Genomic DNA, 24078 nt, shown 5'->3' on the forward strand with positions numbered 1-24078 from the left:
CTCACGCCGCCTCGCCTCTGAGACTCGCTCACGCCGCCTCCCCTCTGAGAAACGCCATGCTCGCGCGGACGTCCTCGGACGGCCCGGCGTCCGGCGCTGGCTCCGCGGTCAGGACGGTGTCCTGCTCCAGGACGTACCAGCCGTCGTAGCCCGTGCCCTCGAGGGCGTCGATGATGCCGGTGATGTCGATGTCGCCCCGGCCGAGCGGGCGGTAGATCCCCCGCCGCACCGCCTCGGTGTAACCGGTGCGCCCGGCCCGTACCGCCTCGGCCAGCGCGGCATCGACGTCCTTGAGGTGGACGTGGGCGATCCGGTCGGCCGCCGTACGCGCCAGGCTCAGCGGATCGGTGCCGCCGATGAGCAGATGGCCGGTGTCCAGGCAGAGCGGGACGTCCGAGCCGTTGAGCACCCGGTCGACCTCCTCGCGTCGTTCGACGACCGTTCCGACGTGGGGGTGCAGCACGGCCCGGTGGCCCCGCTCGGCGGCGTGGGCGGCCACGCGGCCGAGGTTGCCGAACAGGGCCGCCCAGTGCCGCGCACCGAGTGCGGGCCGCTCGTCGTAGCCGTCCAGGCCCGTGACGGCGGCGAGCACGACCGTCCCGGGGGTGTCCCCGAACGCCTCGAGCGCACGCGCGGCGTCCGGCAGCGGGTCGCGGTCGGGGTCGTGCAGGACCAGCGGGACGAAGCCACCGATCGGCCGCAGCCCGTGCAGGCCGAGCAGCGCGGACCGTTCGCCCGGCCCCGCGGGCAGGAACCCGTCGGGACCGGACTCGGTCGCGACGACGCCCAGGTCACGCATCTCGGCGAGCACCCGTCCGGCATCGAGCTGGTGGCCCCAGCCCGGCACCTCGCAGACACCCCACGAGATCGGGGCCGCCGCCACGCGGCCGGCGGGGACGGCGCGGGTCACCTGCGGACCTCCTCGATCGTGATGGTGCGCTTCTCGCGCCGGGAGATCTCACATGCCTCGGCCACGTAGAACGCCTCCAATCCCTCCTCGGGGGGGCACGGGTTGTCCGTGCGTCCCGCCACGACGTCGACGAATGCGCGCAGCTCGGCCTCGTAGGCCTCGGCGAACCGTTCGAGGAACGCGGTGTGCGGCGGCCCCGCCGGATGGAACCCGTCGCCCGCCGAGGTCAGTGGCGTCCGGTCGTCCAGCCCGGCGACGACGCTGCCGCGGAAGCCGAGCACCTCCAGCCGGACGTCGTAGCCCGCGGCGTTGTAGCGGGTCGCGGAAACGACCGCGAGGGTGCCGTCGTCCAGGGTGAGCACCGCGGCACCGGTGTCGACGTCGCCGGACTCGGCGAACACCGAAGAGCCTTGGTTCGCCCCGGTCGCGCTCACCTCGACGACCTCCCGGCCCGTGACGAACCGGACGCCGTCGAAGTCGTGCACGGAGCAGTCGCGGAACAACCCGCCCGAGGTGGGGATGTAGGCGTCCGGCGGCGGAACGGGATCGAGCGTGCACGCGCGCACCGTGTGCACACGGCCGAGCCGCCCGGACCGCACGGCCTCCCGCGCGGCGAGGTGGCCCCGGTCGAAGCGCCGCTGGAAGCCGACCTGGACGGGCACGCCGGACCCGCGGATCGCGGCCAGCACTTGGAGCGTTCCATCTATGTCCGAGGCCACCGGTTTCTCCACGAACACCGCGGCCCCCGCCGCCGCGGCCGCGATCACCAGCGGCGCGTGCGCGGCGGTCGGCGTGGCGACGACCAGACCGTCCAGCCCCGCCGTGAACAGCGCGTCGACCTCGTCCACCGAGCGGACACCCAGCTTGCCCGCCACCTCGCGCGCCCGTCCCGGGTCGGCGTCGGCGACCACGACTTCCTCGACCTCGGCGAGACCCCTCAGCGTCTCGGCATGCCCGGCACCGATCCGTCCGACCCCTGCCAGCCCGATCCTCATACCGCCCTCCCCAATTCCTGCGTCCACTCCGGTTCTGTCACCGCCGCGCCGAGTCCGGCGCTCAGCGCGGCGGTGTGTCATCTCTTGTGCGGTGTCATCTCTTCCATGGAGCGGCCGTCAGCCGGACAGCCGGGCGACGCTGCTCGCTGTCCCTCCCTTCTTCGCCTCGAAGGCGACGGCCAGGACGCCGCTCGTGCCCGGCACGGTCACGGTCCTGGTGCCCGCGCCCGTGACGGTGACCTTCGTGGTGCCGAGGACCTTGCCGTCCCATACGTGGACGTACGCGGTGCCCGGCCCGGTGGCGTGCAGCTTGAACGTCACCGATCCGCCGGAGACGACCGGCTTCCCGTGGATGTGCGCCGTGTCCGACGGCGGCGCGGCCAGTCCCGCGGCCAGCGGGATCCCCGTGCGCACCGACTGGATGATGGACTCGGGCGAGTTCACCGAGGCGGCCGCGGCCGTCGGCATCACCGGCGGCGGAGGCGTGGTCGGCATGCCGGACGGCGGGGTGTGGCCTGGCAGCGAGACCAGACCCCAGCGGTATGGGTCGCCTTGCACGCCGCCCCACGTGGACCAGCCGATCCGGGTCTGGCCGATCTTGTCCTGGGTGTCGGAGTCGTACACGAAGATGTTCAGGCCCATCCGCGCCGGGTCCACGGCGCTCGGCATGGCCTTGAACGGGATCTTCGCCTCGATCGTGTAACCGTCGTACGGCTCGTTCACCATCGAGGCGACCTGCATGCCGGGCGCGGTCTCCGGCCCGCCCTGGTGGGCGTCGGCGTCGCGCTGGAAGCACGGCTTGCCGTCGGACATGCGAGGGAAGATGCCGGTCTTGAATGTGGTGGAGGTGTTCTCGGAGTCGCCGCGCGGGTCGATGGCGATCTCGACGGAGTCGGTGCGCCAGTGCCGCTTGCAGTCGTCGGCGCCCAGGGTCGTGCCGGGCTTGTCGTCGCGGACCTTGACCAGGACGTTGAGCGCGTCGTCGGTCCAGGTCACCTTGCCGGTGGCCGAGCAGTCGGCCGCCGACTCGCAGGCCGTCCCCTCCCAGAGGCGCGACAAGTCAAGCTCCTTGCCCGGGTACTCGCCAGGCGCCTCCTTGCCGTCCACCGCCGGGGCGGACGATGCCTTCGGCAGTTCGGCGGCCGGAACGAGTTCCAAGCCGCCCTTCTGCACGTCGGTGCCGGAACCGGAGGTCGTGGTGATGGTCATCTCGTAGTCGCCGTTGGTGCCGCCCTGGTTGGAGGTGGGCAGGGAGGCGTCGGTGTTGGTGACGGTGAAGGTCGCCGAGCCCTTCGCTCCGGCCGCCAGCTCGTACGGCTTGGTGGCGGAGTCGGCGGCGAGGCCCGTCGGCAGGCCGATTTGGACCGTTCCCTTCTGGGGGGACGCGGTCGTGTTGGTCAGGTCCACGCGCACCTTGCGGGACGCGCCGGAGGCGAGGGTGAGCACCCGCTTCACCCTGCCGGTCAGGGCCGGAACACCTGTCTTCCCTGCCCAGTCGTCGAAGTCCGCGACGCGCGGCAGCGGTTCCTGGACGCCGGTGACGGCCGGTCGCACCTCGGCCACCGTCGCCGTCTGGCCCGTGGCCTTGCTCGCGGTGAGCGTCGCGGCGAGACGCACGCGCCCGTTCCCGGCATCGGCCGGGGGCGTGACGGTGAACGCCGTGGTGCGCTCCTTCGACCCGACCTTCCCAAGGTCACCGGAGCCCGTGACCGTCCAACCGGACGGCACCGACAGCGCGGCCTTCACACCGCGCAGGGCCTTGGGCGAGCCGGCGTGCGCGGTCACCTTGAACGCGCGGCCCGCCGTCACGCCGTACGACTCGGTCGTCAGGTAGAACCGGCTCCCCAGCGCGAGGCCACCCTTCGCGGGCGTCAGCGCGCCTTCCAGCATCGCGATCGGGTCGCTGTCGCCGAGCGTGAAGGGCACCCGGCTGTGGATCTGCGTGAAGTAGTCACAACCGATCTTGGCCGGGTCGGACGGAACGTCGGGGAAACCGCCCCAGCCCTGGCTCACATATGTCCGCTGCGCCTCGCGTTCGATTTGCGCCCACGTCTTGCCGCCGTTGCGGGCGGACGCGCGGCCGCCCCAGACGCCGTAGGAGAGCGCGCCCTGGGCGGCGGGCGTGAGGTCCTTGGCGCACGCGGCCCCGGTCGGCCCGGACGCGCCGCCCGTGCTGAACAGCCGTCCGGGAGCCCAGGCTCGCAGCCCCTCCTTGCCGAGCTGGGAGGAGTAGGCGCCCGGGTCGGCCGCGGCGAAGTACGCCTCGGCCGCCAGCCGCGCCGCTTCCTGGTGGTTGCCGTGCTGGCCGGGCAGCGGCGCGGGCTCCATGGTCACGATGACCTTGGGCCGCGTCTCGCGGACCAGCCGGACGATCTTCTCGAGCGCCTTGTCGTGGCCCCAGGTGCCGGCGGTGAGCGGCGCGCTCACCGTGTAGTAGAAGTCGACCTTGTCCAAGTAGTGAACGTCGGTGACACCCGCCTTGCCGACCGCGCCGCGCTCCTCCTTCTCGCGCAGCAGGCCGAGCGGCGGCCCCTCCTCGTTTCCGGAGGCGTTCCCGCCACCCTCGCCGCGGGTGACGGTGAGGACGCCGGTCTTGGCGTTGCCGAACTCGTTCCACTGGCCGAAGGTCGAGAGCGCGCCCGCCTCGTCGTCGGGATGAGCGCCGACGAACAGGACGTCCAGGCCCCCCTTGCCGGCCGGTGGCGCCGCCCCCGCCGACGCGGGCGGTGCGGCCATGGCGATGGCCGAGGCCGCCAGCGCGGCGGACAGGACGGCGGGTAGGGCGAGTCTTCGCATGAAGTCTCCCATGTTCGGTTGTCCCTGCCGTCCGGGGCCCGCCCGATGCGAGGCCCCGGACGCCCTACTCCTTGATGGCCCCTGAGAGCATTCCTGCGATGAACTGGCGTTGCAGGAAGACATAGACGATCACGATGGGCGCGGCGATGATCAGCGCGCCCGCCATGAGCAGTGAGTAGTCGGTCTTGTGCGCACCCTGGAAGAACGACAGGCCGAGCGGCGCGGTGCGCAGCGCCTCGTCGGAGTTGACGATCACCAGTGGCAGCAGGAACTCGTTCCAGGTCCACATCGTGGTCAGCACGACCATGGTGAGGATGGCCGGACGGCCCATCGGCACCAGCACCCGCCACAACGTCGTCCAGCTCGAGGCGCCGTCCATCCGCGCCGCCTCCACCAGCGACGGCGGCACGCTGCGGAAGTAGGCGCGCATCCAGAACGTCCCGAACGCGACCGACATGGCGACCTGCGGCAGGATCAGCCCGGCGTAGGTGTTGTCGAGCCCCATCGAGCGCAGGTCGAAGTACAGCGGCACCACGATGGCCTCGGTCGGGATCGTCAGCCCCGCCAGGAACAGCAGGAACACCACCGACGCGCCGCGGAAGCGCATGGTGCCCAGCGCGTACCCCGCCATGATCGACAGGGTGGTGGCCACGACGACGGTGATCACTGTGACGATCACACTGTTGCGCAGGTACGTGGCGAAGTGCCCCTCCCGCCACGCCACCTCGAACGACGAGAAGTCCAGATCATCGGGCAGCTTCAGCGCCTGCACCACGATGCCGATCATCGGGAACACCGCGATCAACGCGAAGACGACCAGCAACGCGTGGTTGAAGAGCCGCTCGCCCCGCGTGGTCATTCGCCTCTCCCTTCCGCCAGGCGGCCGATGCCGGCGGTGACGCCGAACGCCAGCACGGCCAGCGTCACGCCGATGGCGCAGCCCAGGCCGACCTCGCCGGTGTTGAACGTGCGGTTGTAGACCTCGTAGGCGGGCACCGACGTGGAGTTGCCCGGACCGCCGCTGGTGGCCATGTAGATCAGGTCGAAGTTGCGGATCGCCATGATCGTGGTCAGCGTCAGCGCCACCGCAAGCTCACGCCGCAGCCCCGGCAGCGTGACCGCGAAGAACTCGCGGACCGGACCAGCACCGTCGATCCGCGCCGCCTCGTACAGCTCCGTCGGGATCTTCTGCACCCCGGCCAGGAACAGCACCAGCGCGAGCCCGATCCCGCCCCACGTGCCGATGACCCCGACGGCGGGCAGCGCGAAGGTGAAGTCGCCCAGCCAGCCGTGCCGCCAATCCGGCAGGCCCATCGCGTGCAGCCACCCCAGCACCGTGTTGACCGGTCCGTCGGCGGAGTACACCCACTGCCACGCCACGGCCACCGCCACCATCGCGATGACCTGCGGCAGGAACAGCACGGTGCGGAAGAACGTCAGGCCGCGGATCTTCGTGCGCGACATCGCGGCGACCAGCACGAACGCGATACAGCACGGCAGGACGGCGTAGAACACCACCAGGATCAGCAGGTGCCCGAACGCGCCACGCAGCTCCGGATCCGACCACGTGCTGGTGTAGTTGGAGATCCCCACCCACGTCGCCGTGCCGAGACCGTCCCACTCGAACAGGGAGAACTGCACCCCGCGCGCCAGCGGCCACAGCAGGAATCCCCCGTACACCAGCAGTGCGGGCAGGACGTACAACCAACCGATCTGGCGGGGCTGCCCCGGTGGACGGGACCCATCCCGTCCACTCTGGGATCGCGCCTGGCGCTTGGCTGCCCCCCCTCGCCCGGCCTCCGGGGTCTTGTGCCGCGCGACAGTCGTCATGTGCGGGCTCCCTTGCATCGGTCGTCAACCCGTGTCCGTCACCGGCCGCCGCGCGGCCGGTGACGGACACCGGGGTGATTCCTACTTCTTCTTCTGGAACGCGGCGTAGTCGTCCTGAGCCGCCTGCATGACTTCCTGTGGCGTCGCCCTACCGGTGATGAGCTTCTGCAGCGGACCGCCGAACTCGTCGGTGAAGGTCGGCGTCGCGTAGTCGAGGTACGGGGTGGTGCCGTCGTTCTGGCTGAGCGCGGCCCAGGCCGTCGACACCTCCTTCATCAACGGCTTGGTGGGCTGCTTGGACGGCGCCTGAAGCACCGGCAGGCTCCCGGTCTCGACCGCGACGTCCATCGCCTCCGGCGAGGTGATGAAGTTGATGTAGGCCGCGGCGACATCGGGGTGCTTGGACTTGGCGGTGATCGACCACGGCAGGCTCTCGCCACCCATGGTCGCCGTGGGCGTCCCGGCCTGGGACGGCGGCGGCAGCATGAAGCCGACCTTGTCCTTCATCCGGTCGTTGAGGTCTGGGGCCCACCACGTGCCGCCGAACATGAACACGCCCTGCCCCTTGGCGAAGTTCACCGGGGTGTCGTCCCACTTGATGGAGTTGGCGTCCTTGGTGAGGTAGCCGTTCTTGGCCCAGTCGGACAGCTTCTGCGCCGCCTGGACGTTCGGCGCGTCCGTCCACGACCCGCCGCCGCCGAACACCAGTTTGCGGACGGACTCCTTGTCGAGCTGACCGTCCTGGAGGACCCCGTAGAGCTGCATGGCGGGCAGCTTCTCCACGTTCCCGAACGCGATCGGGACCTCGCCCTTGCTCTTGGCCGTAGCGAGCGCCTGGTCGAAGTCCGCCCAGGTCTTGGGCGGCTGGATGCCCAGCTTCGCCAGCTTCTCCTTGTTGTAGTACAGACCGACGATCTCACCGTTCAGCGAGACCCCGTACAGGTTGCCGGACCCGATGAGCTTGCCGTCCTTGGTGACGCTGTTGAGATCCGTCAGACCCTTGGGGTAGCGCTTCTTCCACCCGTACACCGCGTCGTAGGAGTCCAGCGGCAGCAACATCCCCGCCTTGACGAACTGCGCCATCGACGCGTAGCCCTGGTTGGCCTCCACCACGTCGGGCGGATTGTTGCCCGAAAGCGCGAGCCGCAGCGTCTTCTGCAGGTCGGTGAACGACCGGGACACCCGGTTGATCTTCACGTTCGGGTACTTGGCCTCGAACTGGTCGTTGAGCTTCTCGATCTGCTCCTTCGCCCCGCCCTGAACCTCCTGGTCCCAGACGGTGAGCGTGACGTTTCCGGCCTCGGCGACGTCGGTGCTGACGGCCGCCGGCACCGTGCTGTCAGGCTTGTCGTTCGACGAGCCCGGGGCACAGGCGGCGGCGAGGACGGTCACGAGGGCCGCGACCGCCGCGGTCGCCCCTCGTCTCATTGGTTTCGGCATTTCCAGCGGCTCCTTCTGCGTACGGATTGGGGATCAGGAGGGCTGCTCCAGGTCGGCCCGCAACGTGGGCCCGGCTCGGACAACGTTCTCGGTCGTCGAATCGGGGATGAAGGGGACGACGAACGAGTAGCCCTCAAGCACGGAGTCGGGCACCTCACCCGACTCACCGAACGCCGCGATCTCCGCCCAGCAGGGCGCCCCGAGCGAGCCGCTGCGGTGCCGGACCGACAGGCCCGCGCACAGGTTGGCGAACCTCAGCCGTTCTGCCAGCGGCAGCCCGGCGAGTGTTCCGAAGATGAACCCGGCGGCGAACACATCGCCCGCGCCGGTGGCGTCGAGCACCTCGACCGGCAACGCGTCGGTCTCGGCGACCTCGCCCGTGGTCGAGTCGATGGCGATGGCACCGTCCCCGCCGCGCTTGACCACCACGATCGGGACCCGCTCCGACAGCGCACGGGCGGCCTTCTCGGGCGAGTCCGTACGGGTGTAGGCCATGGCCTCCACCGCGTTCGGCAGAAACACGTCCACGTGCTCCAGCCGGTCCAGGACCTCGCTCGACCAGGTCTCGGTCTCATCCCAGCCGAGGTCGGCGAACACCGTGGTGCCCGCGCGCCGCATCTCCTTCGCCCAACCGGGCACCGGCCGTTCGATGTCGACGAAGCACGCCCGCGCCGATGGCGGCGAGGAGCCGACCAGCCCCCGCATGTCACCGTCCGCCGCGGTGGCTTCGGGTGCGGTGGCCTCGGCGCTCACACCGAGGTCCGGCAGGGGCCGGGCGTAGGTGACCATGCTGCGGTCGGAGTCGTAGGCCAGCGACACCGTGACCGGTGTGGCCCAGCCCGTCACCCGCCGGGACTGGCCAAGGTCGACGCCCTCCTGCTCGGCGAGCGTCCGCCACAGGTACGAACCGAAGAGGTCGTCCCCGAACGGCGCGGCCAGGCCGACGCGCAGGCCGAGCCGGCTCATCGCCACCGCGATGTTGGCGATGCCGCCCGGTGCCGAGCCGAGCCCGTCAGTGAACAGTTCGGTGCCGGGCGGCGGCAGCCCCGGCAGGCCGGTGAAGATCATGTCCATGAAGACCTGGCCGGTCAGGAAGACGTCCAGGTCGGGGACCGCGCCGGGGTCACCGGCGTCCTGGGCCTGCCGCAGCCGGTCGCCGACCAGCCCGCGCTCGGCGCACGGATCGGTCAGCGACGGCGCGGGCGGCTCACCGGAAGCCGCGGCCCGTGCCTCGTTCAGAGTCTCTGCTGTCATGGCACCTCCTCACAGGCCGTCAGTGATGACGTGAAGGTCTGTTCGGTCTACGGGGTCGCGGCGGGTCAGAGGACGGCGACGAACAGCGACACTGCGGAGTCCTGGCGGGAGATGTCGGCGCGGTCGAACGGGCCCTTCCAGCTCAGCCCGTACTGGTTCTGGCCGTCGCGCCCGTGGGCGTACAGGGAATCGGCCTGGGCGCGCAGGTAGCCGCGGTACGGGTGGCCGGGCACGACCCGGTCCAGCTCGTCGAGATTGCGGGCGAAGATCCCCTTGAACGCGGCCTGATCGGAGTTGCAGGTGCCGTCGGGCTCGCAGGGCTCGGTGAGGATGCCCTTCGGCGACAGCTCCGGGCTCGCGATCACGGCGTCGGCAATGCGGCGCGCGGAGGTCAGCAGGCTGCGGTCACCGGTCGCCTTGTACAGCTCGGCGAGCCCGCCGAGAACGACGCCCTGGTTGTAGGTCCAGGTCGTGCCGTGGTTGCTGGCGCAGCTCCCGCTCTGGGTTTGCAGGCCGTCGTTGACCAGGCCCGCGCTATTGATCATGCCGCTGCCGGCGAACCACCGCCAGGCTTGCTTGGCACGTTCCAGGTAGGTGCGGTCACCGGGAACACGATTGTGCAGGGACGCGAGCAGCTTGAAGTGGAGCTCCAGGCTGATGGCGTTCTTGTAGGACTTGTTGGGGATGTCCCACCAGACACCGCCGCCGCACATGTCGTCCCAGTACTTGTGGATGTACTCCGCGCCGGTCTTGGCGATGTCGAGGTACTGCTTGTCCCGCGTGACGTCGTACATCCGGATCATGGCGAGGGCCCACCACCCCGTGTCGTCGGTGGAGTCCGCCCGGAACTCGCCGCCGCCCTCCGGCCACCACGGCAGCGGCTTGCGCTGCTCATTGATGGTGTTCTTCACCTGGGGCATGTAACGGGTCGAGCCGGTCTTGGCCATGTAGTCGAGCAGGGCCTGCAGCGCGTTCCCCGACTGCCACCACGGCGCCTCCGGATCCCAGCGTCCCGAGGCGGGGTCGTAGAACTTCATCATCGCGTCCACGGCCGCGGTCGCCCGGGCGCGCGCACGGGCCTGGCCGCCCGGCGCGGCATGGGCAGGTAGGACGCCCACGAGCAGCGCCATCACCAGCGCTCCGGCGAGCACACTCGCGATTCTTCGGACACTCGGTGGCTGTCTGGTCATTCCTTACGCTCCTGTCGGGGGATCACAACCGGCGGTCCGCCGCGAAGACGGCCGCCACCTCGGGGATGCGGTCGATGTAGCCGTCCAGCAACCGCCGCCCGACCGGCACGGAGTCGACCAGCGGATGCAGCGCGAACGCCTTGGCGGCGTCGGCCCGCGAGCCGGTGAGTGCGGCGTTGATGGTCAGTCGTTCCACGGCCTTGACCTGCTGCATCAGCCCCGTCTGATGCAGATCGGGCTGTGTGAGGGACAGCGGGTGGACGCCGTGCGCGTCCACCATGACCGGGACCTCGACCACCGCGTCCGGCGGCAGCGCGGTCACGGTCGAGCCGTTCCGCACGTTGAGGATCATGGTGGCGTGCTCGTTGCGGCTGATCGCGCCCATCACGTTCAGCGCGACCCCCGCGTACCCCTGGTCCACGGGGTCGACCCCGGCGTGGTCGTCGAGGGCCTCGCCAGTCCCGGCGCCCTTCATCTCGGCCATGTAGCTGGCGCTGCGGGAGGCGACCGTCTCGCGCCACAGCTCCATGGCGGCGCCACCCGATGCCTCGGCGATCCGCTCATAGAACGCGGCCTGCTGCTTGAGCAGGAACTCTCCGCGGGTCTGGGGAACGTCCAACGTGGCGCGCACCGCTTCACGGTTGAAGTAGTAGTAATACAGGTACTCGTTGGGGATCGTCCCGAGGTCGCGCAGCCAGTCACGGCCGAACACCACGCCCTCCTCCAGCCCGCCGAGCAGGTCGTCGTCGGCGAGCAGGCCGGGCATGACGTCCACGCCGTCGTGCAGGATGCGCCGCATCCAGCCGAGGTGGTTGAGCCCGACGTAGTCGAGCTGGACGCGTCCGGGGTCCAGGCCGAGCGCCGCGGCGACCCGCGTGCCGAGCCCGGACGGGGTGTCGCAGATGCCGAGCACCCGGTCGCCGAGCACCCCCTGCATCGCCTCGGTGATCATGCCGGCGGGGTTGGTGAAGTTGATGACGTAGGCGTCCGGCGCCAGCTCCTTCACCCGGCGCGCGATGTCGACCATGACCGGGATCGTGCGCAGCCCGTATGCCAGGCCGCCGGGCCCGGTGGTCTCCTGGCCCAGCACGTTCAGGTCCAGGGCGACCCGCTCATCGCACACCCGCCCGGCGAGCCCACCGACCCGGATGGCCGCGAACACGAAGTCCGCCCCCTCCAGCGCCTTGTCCAGCTCGGTGGAGATGTGGACCCTTGGCGCCTCCGGAACCCCCTCGGCGAACGTCGCGAGGACCGTGGCCATGGCCTCCAGGCGTCCGGGGTCGAAATCCTGCAGCCAGACCTCCTCGATGCGCGGAGAGCCCTGGTCATGCAGCAAAGCCTGGTACACGTACGGCACCCGGAACCCGCCACCGCCGAGAATGGCCAGTTTCATGCGATGAACACCTTTCCGCCCGCCTGCCGGCAGAGCTCGAGAGTCTGGGGATCGGCACCGGACGTGGTGACCAGCGTGTCGATCTGGTCCAGCGAGCAGACCCGCAACGATCCGGTACCGGGGAACTTCGCCTCGGAAGCGACCAGCACCACCCGGTCGGAGGCCTCGATCATCGCCCGTTTGATCTGCGTCTCGACCTCCATGTCGTCCACGACATGGCCGTTCGGCCGGACGCCGGTGCAGCTGAGGAACACCAGGTCCGCGCTGACCTGACGAAGCGCCGTCTCCGTGAGCGACCCGACGAGCGAGAGGTAGTTGCGCCGCACGACACCGCCGAGCAGGCACAGCCGGACGGCGTCGTCGTCACGCAGCTCGTCGAAGACGGCGAGGTTGGCGGTGATGACGGTGATGGGCCGGCCGCGCAGCCGCCGGGCGATCTGCCGGGTGCTGGTGCCGATGTCCAGCACGACCACCATGTCGTCCTCGACCATCGCGGCGGCACGCTCGGCCACCGCCTCCTTAGCCGCGGGGTCCTGCTCCGCCGACGCCCCGAAGGAGATCTCGGACACCGACGACTGCGGTGACTGAGCCGCCCCACCGTACGTGCGCACGAGCTCGCCGTTGCGGTCCAGCACGTCCAGATCACGGCGGATCGTGGACTCGCTCACCTGAAGGCTCTCGGCCAGCTCCCGAACCGACGCCGCTCCCTTGGTACGCACCGAAGACACGATGTGCGCACGTCGCTTGCTTGAGGTCACGCGGGGAACCTAACACCCATGCGCAACTTCAGTCACTAGTAGGGACGAATCTGCTCGAACTCCGTCAGTCAGTCATCTGGCGTGCAAGAACTCGGTCAGGACGTCCGTCAGTCAGGCGGCGTCGTCAATCAACGACCACGTCCACGAGCGGGCCGGACCTCGCGCCCCTGACGGGCGCCCCTTACCAGGTCAGAGCACATCGTCAACTCACGGAAAGCAGTACGCCGTGCCTGAATGACCGGCCACCACCGCGACCTCGCCGGAGTTCAGGCGTTGCCGAAGACCGCGAGTACGGCCCGGCCGTCGAGGATGGCCCTGGACAATGCTGTTCCAACCCCAGGGGGCACAGCCAGACCCTGTACCGCTCGAACATTGAGTTGCGAGATCTGAGCTGCGGTTATGCGGCGTGGTGATATTCGTTGATCACGCTTCCAACCACAGGTCTTCGCCGGATGGATAGCAAGTCGGCAAGGTCGGTGGTCTCCGGGACCGCCCCGGTGTCGACGTCCGGAGGTCGTTGGTGTCGGGACTGGTGCGGCCGGTGACCGTTGTAGTGGACCATGTACTCGCCCAGCACCAGCGACAGGTGCCGCTCACCGAGGATCAGGATCCGATCCAGCAGCTCGCGGCGGAGGGTGCCGATGACCCGCTCGCAAACCGCATTCATCCGCGGCGTCCGGGGCAACGTGGTGATGGTCCGCACCCCCTCGGCCTTGAACACTTCTGCGAACGCGGCGGTGAAAAGCGGGTCGCGATCGTGGATCACCACGCGCAGCTCACCGACGCGTTTGCCCAGGTCCATGGCCAGGTTGCGGGCCTGCTGCACCGCCCACGCCCCGGTCGGGTACTTTCTCCATTCCGTGCAGGGCCACGTTGAAGAGCAACGGACTGATCACCCCGCCCCGCGGGGTCCCCTCATCGGTCGGGGCGAACCGACCCCGATCCACGACCCCGGCCCTCAACCACTGTCGGACCAGTCCCCGGGCGGGGAAGGTGCCGAGAGCGGCCATGAGCCGGGCGTGGTCGATGCGGTCGAACGCCGCCGTCAGGTCCGCGTCGAGTACCCACACCCGCTGTGGGTTCTTCCCGTTGAGCGTGGAGTAGATGGCCCCGATCGCGTCGTGACAGCCGCGGCCGGGCCGGAAGCCGTACGACTTCGGCTCGAACCGCGCTTCCCACTCGGGCTCCAATGCTCCCAATGCCACAGCTTGTAGGCACCGGTCAACAACACAGGAATTCCGAGTCCGCGCTTCTTCATGGTCCCCGGTTTGGGGATGAACACCCGCTTGACGGGCTTGGGAGTCCACGGTCGGGCGCGCTGCTGGACCCAGTTGGCCAATGCGGCCTTGGACTGGGAGAACAGCACGACTTTTCCGTCGACTCCCGCCGTCGCGCGTCCAGCGTTGATCTCGTGACCCGTCGCACGCTCAGGAGCGTGTTCGCGCGGGACCGGAGCATCAGCTTCTGCAAATTGCGGACCTTCTTCAGATCCCCTGCCTGCGATGCCGTGAAGATTCTCTGCCGCAGACGCCGCACGTCTTCTTCGACCCGTCGCCAGTCAATCGACGTCCAGTCCAAGTCTTCGCCCTCGGGTCCGTTCACCGAAGCAGATGCAGCCGGAAGGGCCGAAGCCGCCTCGTCCGTTATCAGCGTGGTGTCCAACTTTCCCCTCGGTTCCGTCGCCTTTATCCAGTGATTCTGCACAGGCTCACCCGGCCCACGTCAGCACCCTTTCGGGTTCGGGCAGCGGGCCCGTATCCGGACGGTTATGCGGGGCAACCGGCGGAGAGGCCGGTCATGACGCCCCGGGTTCCCGCTTCCTTTCGGCTTCCGGCGTTCGCTTGTTGGGCCGTCCTGTTCCCACTGGGGAGTTAAGCCTTCCTCGCGGTCGGCTGACCGAGCCGGAACAGCCCGGACCCCAACGGGGTTTCCACGTTCCACACGAATGAGATACGACCGGGGTGGGTGCTCCCTTTACCCCGAGACGGCGGTGTCCACCTGGCCGGAGTGACCTCTACCAGCCAGCGCCTGCCGCTTCTCAACGGCTAGCCATACACCCCACTCGCGCATTCCATCGTCAGGGCTTGGGATCACGAGTCATCATCGGGAGTTCATATTCTTCACCCGTCCGGTCTTTCCCTTGCCGGTAACTCCCGGATGGAACGGAAGTCCTTGGGCTTTCCCCTGAGCCGTCCTGGATCACGTGGGTCAAGCACCCGGCGACGCCTTCGACGAGCAGGGGTGTGTCAATTTAACGGCTGATCTTGGTCGTTGGATGTCAGTGGCTGGCTGGGGTGAGGCGGCCTTCGAAGGCGATCTGGAAGGCGTTCAGGGGTGCCTTCCAGCGCATGGTCCACCTCTTGCGCCCCTTGCCGGTCGGGTCCAGGCTCATCAACGCCATGTAGACGCACTTGAGCGCGGCGGCGGCCAAGTTTTTTCAGCCATCGAGCGGCGACAAGCTGACTGCCATACCCGGAGTCCTCGGGCTCACCGATCCTACGAATGACCGGCGTAGGCCCGCGCCCCGGAGGAGGCCGACGTGGAGCCGCCGGTGACCGAGGGGGGCCTGCGTGGCTGGGCCGTCGGACGGGTGACCGAGGCCGATGTGCCGGACGCCGGCCTGCCGCCGTTGGACCCCGCCCGCGACATCAAGCTCGCGGATCTGACCACGCCCCCGTGGGTTTGTCCGCCGAGCAGCCCGTGCTGCTGGTCCCCGAGGGGAAGGAAGTGCTGTTTCTCAGCTCCTCCGCGCCGGTGGCGCAGCTTGTCGAGGTGAGTGCGCTGCGGCAGAGCAAGGCCGATCTGGAGCGGTACGAGGCACAGGCCGCGGACGAGTGGCCCGTGCCCGGCACGTTCAGTGGCTGGCCCGAGCCCGAAACCGCCGGGGACCGGCCGGGCCTCATCACGGACCTGCCCGATATCGCGACGGCCCCGGGAACCGAGGAAGGGGCCTGATGCCACGACGGCGGCCCCGGCGGGAAGCCGCCGGGGCCACGCGGTGAGGGCTCACGGGCTCGCTGGTGACGGCGTCACTTGCGGGTGAAGATCCACGCGTGGTTGTTGCGGTTCTCCGGCGCGCTGGGCCAGATGATCAGGTTCCTGTTGTCGTCGTTCTTCGCGTAGGGGTCCAGGCACTTGCTGTCGCTGGCGAAGTTGCGGATCCAGTACGTGCCGTCCGCCCGCTCGTCCAGCCACCACAGCTGGTTGTCCGCGGTCGTGCCGTTGCACGGGAACTCCTGCACCTTCGTGCCGCTCGGGCTGCCTCCGTATCCGCCGAGGTCCAGGCACTTGGAGTCCATGACGTTGCGGATCTGGAAGAGGGGCGTCCCGCCGGGGCCCTGCAATGCCGTACTTCTTCTCCAGGTTCCACAACTGGTTGTCGTCGGTGTTGCTGTTGCACTGCGCCTGGGTAATCGGGCCGTCATGGGTCCGGAGATGCCGTCTGGCTCGCCCGATTTCGGACGAGCCAGACGGCATGCGCAGGTCAAGCGGCATGCTCGTACTCGTTGAGGATTCCGCCCAGACGTTGCGCTCTCCGGATGTTCAGGTGGGCGATCTCGTCCGGTCCGGTGATCGGTGGAGGCAGCAGCTTCGTCGGGCGTGCGTTGGCGATGCCCTGGTGCAGCCGATGCAGGTTGTAGAAGGTCTCGAACTCGCGAAGTGTGTGGAGCAGGTGACGCTGGTTCCAGATCAGCGTGCGGTCGAGGAGTTCACGGCGACAGGTCTGCACCCACCGTTCCATGACCGCGTTCATCCTCGGCATCCGCACCCCGGTCAGCACCACCCGGATACCCACATCGGCCAGGACGGCGTCGAACAGGTCGGGGAACTTGCCGTCGTGGTCACGGATCAGGAAGCGCGCCCGGCAGTCGGCGTCTTCCAGGTCCATGACCAGGTTCTTGGCCGCCTGCGTCACCCACGGCGCGGTCGGGTGGGCGGTGGCGCCCAGGACGCGGATCCGGCGGATGTGATGCTCGATCACCGCCAGCACGTACATGCGCGTACCCGTGAGCGTGACGGTCTCCAGGAAGTCACACGCCAGCAGCGCCTCGGCCTGCGAGCGCAGAAAGCCGGCCCAGGTGGCGGAGGAACGCTGAGGTGTCGGGTCGATGCCAGCGTCCCTGAGGATTTCCCAGACCGTGGATGCGGCCACCTGGATGCCGAGCACCAGCAACTCGCCGTGCACCCGCCGGTAGCCCCAGCTCGGGTTCTCGCGAACCATGCGAAGTACGAGCAGCCGGATGGAGCGGACGGTGGGTGGGCGGCCTGGCCGTTTGGGTTTGGATCGGGCGGCGTGCCGACCTGCGATCAGGTCTCGGTGCCAGCGCAGCACCGTGTCCGGCCGTACCAGGAGCCGCATCCGCCGCAGTGCCACGGGAGGCAACCGGTGCAGCAGCGCCGCGAGCAGTGCTCGGTCCGGACTGGTAAACCGCACCCTCGTCCCGTCGAGTTGCCGCTCCAGCACCGTGATCTGATGCCGCAGCACCAGGTGAGTAGCCGGGAGGAATTTCACCTCCCGGCTCTCGTAGAACCGGACGTGAGCCTCTCAGCTCATCCGGCTCCCATTACCCGGCCGCCAGGACGTGCGCCAAAGCGCCAGTGCGCGAATAGGCCGGGTGCGCGTTGAGCGACCTCGGCCAGCCATGCCATCGCGCGCCTGCGTCGACGGCGCAGCCGTTTGTACTTTTGGCAGGCCCACCATGCCAGATGCCGGTTGAGCCTACGCAGGAGGCGGACCAACACAGACTTGTAGAAGCGCCCGTAGTAGTTGATCCACCCTTGCAGAACGTTGTTGAACATCCTGGCCAGGTCGCCGAGGGACTTGTCACTGCGTGTGCTGACATGCCAGGAACGAATCTCCCGGCCTATCCGCGTCACCGCTTCCTTGCTGACCGCGGGCAGGAACGACACGAAATACCTGCCGTGCCTGCTCTGCGCCAGCCGAGGACGGAACGTATACCCCAGAAACGTGAACTGGGTAAGCGCGAAGATGCCCTCCCGGTTCGCGTCCTTGCAGTAGACGATCCGGGTCTTGTCCGGGTGCAGTTCCAGACCGACCTGCGCCAAGCGCGCAGCGATCGCAGCCCGAATCTGCCGGGCCTGCATTTCACTGCGGCAATGCACCACCACATCATCGCAATATCGTTCGAACTGGACGGCGGGGAACTCCCGGACCATCCATGCGTCGAACGCGTAATGCATGAACAGGTTCGCCAGCAACGGTGAGATCGCCGATCCCTGCGGGGTTCCGCGTTCCCGGGCGACCACGGTGCCATCCCGCTGCCGGAGCGGTGCTTTGAGCCACCGCTCCACATACAGCAGGATCCACCGGCGGTCCGGCGAAATATGGTGGGCGACCGCCTTGAGCATCAGATCCCAGGGCACGGTGTCGAAGAACGCCCGGATGTCCATATCGATCACCCAGTCCGCCCGCCAGCACCGCCGACGGCACGTCCCGACCGCGTCCAACGCGGACCTGCCAGGCCGGTAGCCGTAGGAATCGGGATGGAAGATCGGTTCGACCTCCGGCTCCAGATACATCCGCACCACCGTCTGGGCGATCCGATCAGCGACCGTCGGAATGCCCAGGACACGCACCCCTTTGCCATCTGCCTTGGGGATCTCCACCGCCTTCACCGGCGGCGGGAAGTAAGAACCCGAGGAAAGCCGATTCCAGATCTTGTACAGATTCCGGTCCCGATCCGCCTCGAACTCCCCGATCGACTCCTCGTCGACTCCCGCCGCACCCTTGTTGCTCTTGACCCTCCCAAAGGCCTCCCACACCACGATCTTGTCGATCACAAACGGCTTGTCCTGCGACTTCGGTCCGCTCACCCGACTCCTCCCGGGCATTCCGGTTGGTCGTCGAACGAACCCGGGCAACCCGATCCCTTCGCTCCGCCCGCATTACCGGGCATCACCGCTACTACGAACCGGTCCGCCCCTGTGCCCCGCACCGGTACTCGGCCCCTTGCAGTTTCAGCTGCTTGGGGTACTCCCTTCGGCCGGCCGGTCCAACACCCGGCCGACATCGCCGGGGCGACAGGTTCCCACGTTCCATGCCAGCGCCTGAACCGAGCTCGCGCCACCTTCATGCCGGACACCATCTGGCCAATCAGCAGGCACCCGCCAGACTCATCCCGGAGCAAGATTCCGACTCCGGTTTCGATGCCACCTGAACGCTTTCGACACTTCATCAGCGGTTCACTCACGTTCGCCTTCTCGGTTCACACCTGACGCATCTTGTGCGCCTTTTCCGCAACGCTCACCACCACGGCTCTTAACCGCAGCAGCTTGCGGTGGTTTGAGATCTCCCCCTGCAGAGCGATCCCGGAGGGCCCACCTCCATCACCGACACAGCACCGCATCCAGAAATCACGACCTTCTACATCGCAACCTCCATCAACGTTCGTGGCACACGAATCTCGGCGTCCTTCTCCTGATCGGTCATCGGAAGAAGACGCAGTACCGCGAACGTGTTCGCCACGGTCAAGTAGGCCAGTCGCAACAGCACAGCCGCTCGCCCTGCCCGCGGCCACGCTTTGCCGTGACCTGCTCCGCGACTGATCAAGGTCGGCGCCAGAGCCCCCAGACCCTACGCCCTTTCCCTGCACGGACGTGGCTCTCGGCAAGTGCAGCATCCAGCCGGAGTGGTCCCGCTCGCCACGGCACGCCCCCGGCCTGAGTTCCGGCCGGGGGCGTGCTGCGCTGCCGGGGGAGGTGCGCCAGGACCTCAGCGTCAATGTTGGTGGAGGTGTCGGTGCCGGCGGCCTTGGCGGATCAGTTACGTTCGGCGTTCTGGTTGATGCGCTGTTGGAGTTGGGTGTTGATGCGCTGGGCTTCGGCGAGCTGGTCTTCCAGGACGATGATGCGGCAGGCCGCCTCCAGCGCCGTGCCCTGGTCGACCAGGTCGCGGGCGCGTTGGGCCAGGCGCAGCTGGTAGCGGGAGTAGCGGCGGTGACCGCCGGTCGAGCGTTGCGGAACGAACAGCTTGGCGGCGTCCAGGCCGCGCAGGAACCCCGGGGTGACGCCCAGGAGTTCGGCGGCCCGGCCCATGCTGTAGGCGGGGTAGTCCTCGTCTTCCAGCTTGTCGTCCAGCCCGCTGGCGGACTCGTTGTCGAGCCCGGTTGTCCTGCACCGGACCGGGCTCGGCGGGGTCCGGGTCGCGGTGTGCGGGCTGAGTGCCGGGCCTAACCGGCTGAGGTGCTGTCACAAAACCTTCCGTACTGTCGTGGGTGTAGGTACCGGATGCGTTCTGGGAAGCGACGGGCCCCGGCGCCAAAGACGGCGCCGGGGCCATGAGGTACAACACCATCTATCCGGCGCTGCGGCCGGTTGACTTCCGCGCCGACCGCTTGGGGCGGGGGCGCGGGGATCGCGGATGCGTGACCGTAGACCACCGTCCAATCTGTGGGGCTGCGGTACCCGCGCGGCGTGACTGGAGCCTGCGACGGGCGATCCCGATGGTGCCGACACCCTCCTTCCGTATTTTCCCTACCTGCGTTAACTGTGTCTTCTGAGGTGTTGCCACTTACCTTGCCGTCGGCGGCCCGTTGGCCGCCGGGTGCGCGGCCGGCTGCCGGGGTCCCTTTCACTGCGTTGACCCCGGCACGTCCGGCCCGCGCCATCCATCTGTGCGGGCAGTTCGTCATCTGCCGCGTCTCATGGACTTGTTCCTCTTCGATGGGAGGAACACTACCCCAGTCCGCCGCGAATATCTACCTTGATCGGCAGAGATTTTCGGAGACTGACTGATGCGATTATCTACCGCCGGTGCGTGACGTCAACCACGCAGAGCTGCTTTGCGCCCGAGACACCGACCTGAGCGGAGGGCCCTGACGGCCGATCGCGGCACGCCCTTACCGAGACGCCACCGCCAAACGGCCGAAGCGCCGCCCCGCGTGGAACCCGGCGGGACGGCGCTTGGTCTGCACAGGTTCGGGCGTCAGCGTCCCCGGCGGTTCTTGCACACGCTCTGTGCGCTAGGACGATCTGGGCCAGGGCTTGCTTGCGGGTGGCCTAGGCGCCGGGTGGCCTAGGCGCCCCGGCGGGAGGCATCAACGGTGATGGCAACGCCGGCCATGGTGGAGTCCTTCCACTGCGCGGAGAACCCGGCGTGCTCGGCGTCGCCGATCTGCTCGCCCTGCAGGGCGAGCATGTGGCGGCCAGAACCGGGCCAGCGCCACAGCTCGCACCCTCGCCGAACTCGGGCAGCGAGGGCCAGGTCGTCCAGCCGCTCGTAGGAAATCTTGGCGACGTCGAGACGCTCGGCGATCTCCCGGTCGCCCCCGACACGGCCTGTACCCGAGCCCGGCATGGCCGTCAACGGATCGCCTCCCTCCCGAGCCGGGTGCAGCGCGGTGCCGGCGTCCCCTACCGGCGGTCGTGCGCACCGCCGCGCCCGCGCTGTGCAGCCGGGACGGGCGCCCATGCGCGCCGTAGTGATCAACTGCGCTGAAACGCCCGCTGATGCTCGTCAACCGGCTCTGGGCCGCTTCGGTCAGCGCGCGGGCGAGCGCGACCACGGGGTCCGAGTGGGCCCGAAGCCGTGGGAGAGCAGCGGGTAGTCGGCTGACCAGATGACGGCGGCGGAGCAGGGCACCGCGTTGGCTTGGGCCGTCAGGTCGAGCACCTTGATCGTCACGTCTGCGGCGGAGAACCGTTCCATCAGGTCCCCGCACGGAGGCGCGCTCGCCGGAAGCCACCGGGCATCCCATGCTCGCGGCGCACGCCCGGTGTGCCATCGCCTACCTCGGGCAAGGCACCCGCCCGGAACCGCCGATCTCGCCTGGACCACCGTCGACCGGGCCCTGGGCGCGCTCGACCGGTACGGCCCGGCCGAGGCACGTTACACCCTCCTCGACACTCTCGACGGCGACCTCGACCCAAGCGGTTCGGGCCAGCGGCCACCCCCAAGCCGCACGACTGCTGGACGCGCTGCCCGGCTCCCCACCCCCGGTCCCTGCCCTCGAGCTGAAGATCTCACTGCGGGCTGGCCTTTGGCGGCGCGTGCTCGTCCCGACCAACCAGGCGATGAAGGCATGGAAGGAAATGCGGGGACGGTTAGTCAGCGTCCATGCCCATCGGCACCGTGAGTTCGTTGACCGGGCGCGTGGCACGCCAGGAGCGCACGGGGCAGGCGCAGCATGACCCGATGGGTCCCCCAGTTGGCGACGTACAGGTGAGCGTCGTAATAACGCTGCATCATCCTGCGCGGATCGCCCCGGAAATCGCCCCAGTGGTACTCGTTGGTGAAACTGGTGGCGGTGATGCGGGCCCGGGTCGACAGCGCAACGGACCTCGGCCTGCCGCTGCTCTTCCAAGGGCTCGTCGACGGCGAGGAACTCGTAGTACTGGTATTCGCTCGTCGGGGCTTCCGGTCAGCCGACCCAGTGCCGGTAGGCGTCATACCCAGGACGGAGGTCTGGAAGGGGACGTCCAGACCGTCCTCGATCATGACGTGGAAACCGGTGCGCTGCTCGTGCTCGTCGTAGGCGTCCACGATCGCCTGCGCCACCAACGCGTCCAGATCGGCCTTGGCCGGTTCCGCCACGCCCATCAGCGTAGTGAAAGACACTGCCAATGCGCCGCCGGTCGGGGCCGGTCGTTCCGCTTGAATGGTCTGATGACGAACACGCAGGTCGATGAGGTGCGGAGGTTGATCGACGGGCTGCGGTGGGACCGCCGCCGACACCCCTCCAAGGGGCGTCGGGAGTATGCAACACGGGCCGATGAGGTCGCGGCGCAGATCGATAGCCTGATCGAGCACGGGCAGGCGGCGCAGGCGGTGCCGCTGGCCCGGCGTGCGGTAGAGCGAGTCACCGCGGCGCTGCTGTACCTGGACGATTCATCGGGCATCGTGGGCGACCCGCTGCACGAACTGATGTCCCTTTACGCCAAGGCGTGCATGGCGGCACCACCGGACCCCAAACGGCTGGCCGCATGGTTGGTCAAGACGCGGCTGGACGGGCCTGGCTGGCCAGACGTCCGGCTATCGGAGTTCAAGGACGCGCTGGGAGGACGTGGCCTGGCCGAACTCGCCCGCCTTGTGACCGAACGCCGCATCACCGAAGACCCGGACTCCTGGACGGCCACTGTGGGCGTACGGGATCTGCGGGAGCAGTTGGCCGCGGTGTCCGGCGACGTCGACGCACACGTCGCGATATTGGCCGAGGACCTGCGCGGAACCTACCGCTACACCGAGATCGTGAAAGTGCTTCACGCGGCCGGACGCGCCCAGGACGCAGAGTTGTGGGCACGCAAGGGCCTGTCACTGGATGTGGCGGGACACCAGGCCGACGAGTTGCGCGACCGACTCGTGGACCTGCTGCTGGACAACGATCGCGGCGAAGAGGCACTAGAACTGCGGCGTTCGGCGTTGGAGCAGCGCACAATGCACCGCGACTACACGGCGCTGCGCCGCACGGCTGAGCGGATCGGCCGATGGCGACAGGAGCGAGCCCAGGCGCTGAGCGTGATACGGGGCAGGGCCGGGGTCGACCGACGGTACGTGACCGAACTGCTCAACGTGTTGATCGACGAGAACCTGCTGGACGAGGCATGGGAACTCGCCATCACACACTCAAACGAACTCCACGAATCACACTGGCTCCAGCTCATCGAACTCCGCGAAGTCGATCATCCCGGCGACGTGCGGGCGCCCTATCAGGACCTCATCGAGCTTCGACTGCAGAACACCAGCGACAAGTACCGCTACAACAAGGCGATCAAGATGATCGCTCGGCTCGGCGAGGTCTATCGACGGTCCGGCGACGAAGCACGCTTCCCGCTGTACCTGACCGACTTCCGTGACCGACACAAACGCAAGACCTCGTTCATCGCCAAACTCGACCGGGCCGGCCTACGCCCCTGACACATCCCGCCACCACCGAGGCGCAGCAGCGCGAACCGGCAAACGGTAGCGAGGGTGCTGACGTTCACAGGCCACGGTCAACAGCGACCATGTTGGCTCGTTGTTGGCTCGGCGGAATCGGTACCGGCCGTCATACGACGGCACTGCCCAGTACGGAAATCGGGCTGGACGTGGACAGAATGGCATTGCCCGGCACTGAAAGCTCCGGATTAATATGGTCCCTGGGCACTTTTAATCCGTAGGTTGTGGGTTCGAGCCCCACGCGACCCACCACGTTTGACCTGGGCAAACGCGAAAATGCCCCGCTTTGCCCACCGCCGGTTCCATCCCGATTCGTCCCCACGTTGGTTCCATGTTGGCTCGCGGGGCCGAACCGGGGACGATCTTGGTCCCCGAGTACCGCCCGTATCCATTCAAACCGGACATCTGGCTGGGCGGATCGGCGGCTCGGAACTGCGGCCGCCGTTGAGGTTCACTGGCCGGCGATGGCGGATGGTGCCGGTTCGTCGGGTCGGGTCACGTGGGGTCTCTTGCGCGGCACGCTCAGGTGACCGGGCCACCGCGGCCTGTCGCGGCCCAGCCGGCCTGAACACTGCCAACACCATCTGCCCCCGGCATCGGAGCAAGCCAGCGGGGCTC

Annotated in this window: 22 protein-coding genes and 2 pseudogenes; 2 read left to right on the top strand and 22 right to left on the bottom strand. The window is 68.5% G+C overall.

Translation table 11 applies throughout. The features are described 5' to 3' along the window. Positions 1-28: 28 nt before the first annotated feature. From ABD340_RS22765 to ABD340_RS22825, 14 genes and pseudogenes are all read right to left on the bottom strand, one after another. Positions 29-910, bottom strand: coding sequence for a TIM barrel protein (locus tag ABD340_RS22765; protein ID WP_344591425.1), 882 nt, complete (start codon positions 908-910; stop codon positions 29-31). Beyond that, positions 907-1905 (bottom strand): Gfo/Idh/MocA family protein, encoded by a 999-nt coding sequence (locus ABD340_RS22770; RefSeq protein ID WP_344591427.1) that lies wholly within the window; start codon positions 1903-1905, stop codon positions 907-909. The genes ABD340_RS22765 and ABD340_RS22770 overlap by 4 nt, the downstream gene beginning before the upstream one ends. Before the next feature lie 117 nt (positions 1906-2022). Beyond that, positions 2023-4701 carry a sugar-binding protein gene (locus ABD340_RS22775; RefSeq protein ID WP_344591429.1) on the bottom strand — a complete coding sequence of 893 codons (2679 nt, stop codon included), beginning with the start codon at positions 4699-4701 and terminating at the stop codon, positions 2023-2025. Positions 4702-4765: 64 nt separating this feature from the next. Then, complete coding sequence (locus ABD340_RS22780; protein ID WP_344591430.1) at positions 4766-5560, bottom strand: carbohydrate ABC transporter permease; 795 nt, start codon at positions 5558-5560, stop codon at positions 4766-4768. Continuing rightward, positions 5557-6405: a carbohydrate ABC transporter permease gene (locus tag ABD340_RS22785; protein ID WP_344591432.1), complete on the bottom strand. Its 849-nt coding sequence runs from the start codon at positions 6403-6405 to the stop codon at positions 5557-5559. The genes ABD340_RS22780 and ABD340_RS22785 overlap by 4 nt, the downstream gene beginning before the upstream one ends. Before the next feature lie 207 nt (positions 6406-6612). Further along, positions 6613-7971 (bottom strand): extracellular solute-binding protein, encoded by a 1359-nt coding sequence (locus ABD340_RS22790; protein ID WP_344591434.1) that lies wholly within the window; start codon positions 7969-7971, stop codon positions 6613-6615. Positions 7972-8004: 33 nt separating this feature from the next. Beyond that, entirely contained in the window at positions 8005-9225 is a 1221-nt protein-coding gene (locus tag ABD340_RS22795; protein WP_344591436.1) for a carbohydrate kinase family protein, read from the bottom strand. Positions 9226-9290: 65 nt separating this feature from the next. Beyond that, on the bottom strand, positions 9291-10376 hold the full coding sequence (locus ABD340_RS22800) for a glycoside hydrolase family 76 protein (protein ID WP_344591437.1): 1086 nt from the start codon (positions 10374-10376) through the stop codon (positions 9291-9293). A 61-nt stretch (positions 10377-10437) separates the two neighbouring features. Then, positions 10438-11808: a 6-phospho-beta-glucosidase gene (locus ABD340_RS22805; RefSeq protein WP_344591438.1), complete on the bottom strand. Its 1371-nt coding sequence runs from the start codon at positions 11806-11808 to the stop codon at positions 10438-10440. Next, the gene (locus ABD340_RS22810; RefSeq protein WP_344591440.1) at positions 11805-12566 is read right to left on the bottom strand and encodes a DeoR/GlpR family DNA-binding transcription regulator; all 762 of its coding nucleotides are present in this window, start codon (positions 12564-12566) and stop codon (positions 11805-11807) included. Before ABD340_RS22810 ends, ABD340_RS22805 begins: the two co-directional genes overlap by 4 nt. A gap of 397 nt (positions 12567-12963) precedes the next feature. Then, a complete protein-coding gene (locus ABD340_RS22815) occupies positions 12964-13392 on the bottom strand; it encodes an integrase core domain-containing protein (protein WP_344591442.1) in 429 nt (142 codons plus the stop codon). After that, complete coding sequence (locus ABD340_RS22820; RefSeq protein ID WP_344591444.1) at positions 13343-13873, bottom strand: reverse transcriptase/maturase family protein; 531 nt, start codon at positions 13871-13873, stop codon at positions 13343-13345. The genes ABD340_RS22815 and ABD340_RS22820 overlap by 50 nt, the downstream gene beginning before the upstream one ends. Then, positions 13821-14270: a reverse transcriptase N-terminal domain-containing protein gene (locus ABD340_RS48005; RefSeq protein WP_425547422.1), complete on the bottom strand. Its 450-nt coding sequence runs from the start codon at positions 14268-14270 to the stop codon at positions 13821-13823. The genes ABD340_RS22820 and ABD340_RS48005 overlap by 53 nt, the downstream gene beginning before the upstream one ends. A gap of 574 nt (positions 14271-14844) precedes the next feature. Then, positions 14845-14988: pseudogene (locus ABD340_RS22825) on the bottom strand (IS256 family transposase); the annotation flags it as partial. Between the two features lie 254 nt (positions 14989-15242). On the opposite strand from ABD340_RS22825, the gene ABD340_RS22830 reads away from it, so the two are divergent. Then, entirely contained in the window at positions 15243-15521 is a 279-nt protein-coding gene (locus ABD340_RS22830; protein ID WP_344591445.1) for a hypothetical protein, read from the top strand. Between the two features lie 74 nt (positions 15522-15595). Here the strand turns inward: ABD340_RS22830 and ABD340_RS22835 are convergent, their stop codons facing one another. The 8 genes and pseudogenes from ABD340_RS22835 to ABD340_RS22865 form a co-directional block, all read right to left on the bottom strand. Beyond that, entirely contained in the window at positions 15596-15910 is a 315-nt protein-coding gene (locus ABD340_RS22835; RefSeq protein ID WP_344591446.1) for an RICIN domain-containing protein, read from the bottom strand. A 140-nt stretch (positions 15911-16050) separates the two neighbouring features. Continuing rightward, positions 16051-17052, bottom strand: coding sequence for an integrase core domain-containing protein (locus ABD340_RS22840; protein WP_344591447.1), 1002 nt, complete (start codon positions 17050-17052; stop codon positions 16051-16053). A gap of 65 nt (positions 17053-17117) precedes the next feature. Then, positions 17118-18401: a group II intron reverse transcriptase/maturase gene (gene ltrA / locus ABD340_RS22845; RefSeq protein WP_344591448.1), complete on the bottom strand. Its 1284-nt coding sequence runs from the start codon at positions 18399-18401 to the stop codon at positions 17118-17120. 945 nt (positions 18402-19346) lie between these two features. Next, on the bottom strand, positions 19347-19622 hold the full coding sequence (locus ABD340_RS22850) for a MerR family transcriptional regulator (protein ID WP_344591450.1): 276 nt from the start codon (positions 19620-19622) through the stop codon (positions 19347-19349). Between the two features lie 979 nt (positions 19623-20601). Beyond that, complete coding sequence (locus ABD340_RS22855; RefSeq protein ID WP_344591451.1) at positions 20602-20892, bottom strand: hypothetical protein; 291 nt, start codon at positions 20890-20892, stop codon at positions 20602-20604. A gap of 145 nt (positions 20893-21037) precedes the next feature. After that, positions 21038-21091: pseudogene (locus tag ABD340_RS48010) on the bottom strand (hypothetical protein); the annotation flags it as partial. Next, positions 21067-21234 (bottom strand): hypothetical protein, encoded by a 168-nt coding sequence (locus tag ABD340_RS22860; RefSeq protein WP_344591452.1) that lies wholly within the window; start codon positions 21232-21234, stop codon positions 21067-21069. The pseudogene ABD340_RS48010 and the gene ABD340_RS22860, both read right to left, overlap by 25 nt. Before the next feature lie 399 nt (positions 21235-21633). Further along, positions 21634-22119, bottom strand: coding sequence for a calcium-binding protein (locus tag ABD340_RS22865; RefSeq protein WP_344591454.1), 486 nt, complete (start codon positions 22117-22119; stop codon positions 21634-21636). 72 nt (positions 22120-22191) lie between these two features. On the opposite strand from ABD340_RS22865, the gene ABD340_RS22870 reads away from it, so the two are divergent. Beyond that, a complete protein-coding gene (locus ABD340_RS22870; RefSeq protein ID WP_344591456.1) occupies positions 22192-23439 on the top strand; it encodes a hypothetical protein in 1248 nt (415 codons plus the stop codon). Positions 23440-24078: the final 639 nt, after the last annotated feature.

It is taken from the genome of Actinomadura vinacea (assembly GCF_039532545.1).
In the GTDB taxonomy this organism is placed as follows: domain Bacteria; phylum Actinomycetota; class Actinomycetes; order Streptosporangiales; family Streptosporangiaceae; genus Spirillospora; species Spirillospora vinacea.

Excerpts from the sequence above, each read along its gene's own strand:
- ABD340_RS22775 (WP_344591429.1), bottom strand. The coding sequence starts at position 4,701 with ATGCGAAGACTCGCCCTACCCGCCGTCCTGTCCGCCGCGCTGGCGGCC.
- ABD340_RS22850 (WP_344591450.1), bottom strand. The coding sequence starts at position 19,622 with ATGGGCCGGGCCGCCGAACTCCTGGGCGTCACCCCGGGGTTCCTGCGC.
- ABD340_RS22860 (WP_344591452.1), bottom strand. The coding sequence starts at position 21,234 with ATGGAACGGTTCTCCGCCGCAGACGTGACGATCAAGGTGCTCGACCTG.
- ABD340_RS22770 (WP_344591427.1), bottom strand. The coding sequence starts at position 1,905 with ATGAGGATCGGGCTGGCAGGGGTCGGACGGATCGGTGCCGGGCATGCC.
- ABD340_RS22790 (WP_344591434.1), bottom strand. The coding sequence starts at position 7,971 with ATGCCGAAACCAATGAGACGAGGGGCGACCGCGGCGGTCGCGGCCCTC.
- ABD340_RS22805 (WP_344591438.1), bottom strand. The coding sequence starts at position 11,808 with ATGAAACTGGCCATTCTCGGCGGTGGCGGGTTCCGGGTGCCGTACGTG.
- ABD340_RS22795 (WP_344591436.1), bottom strand. The coding sequence starts at position 9,225 with ATGACAGCAGAGACTCTGAACGAGGCACGGGCCGCGGCTTCCGGTGAG.
- ABD340_RS22780 (WP_344591430.1), bottom strand. The coding sequence starts at position 5,560 with ATGACCACGCGGGGCGAGCGGCTCTTCAACCACGCGTTGCTGGTCGTC.
- ABD340_RS22870 (WP_344591456.1), top strand. The coding sequence starts at position 22,192 with ATGACGAACACGCAGGTCGATGAGGTGCGGAGGTTGATCGACGGGCTG.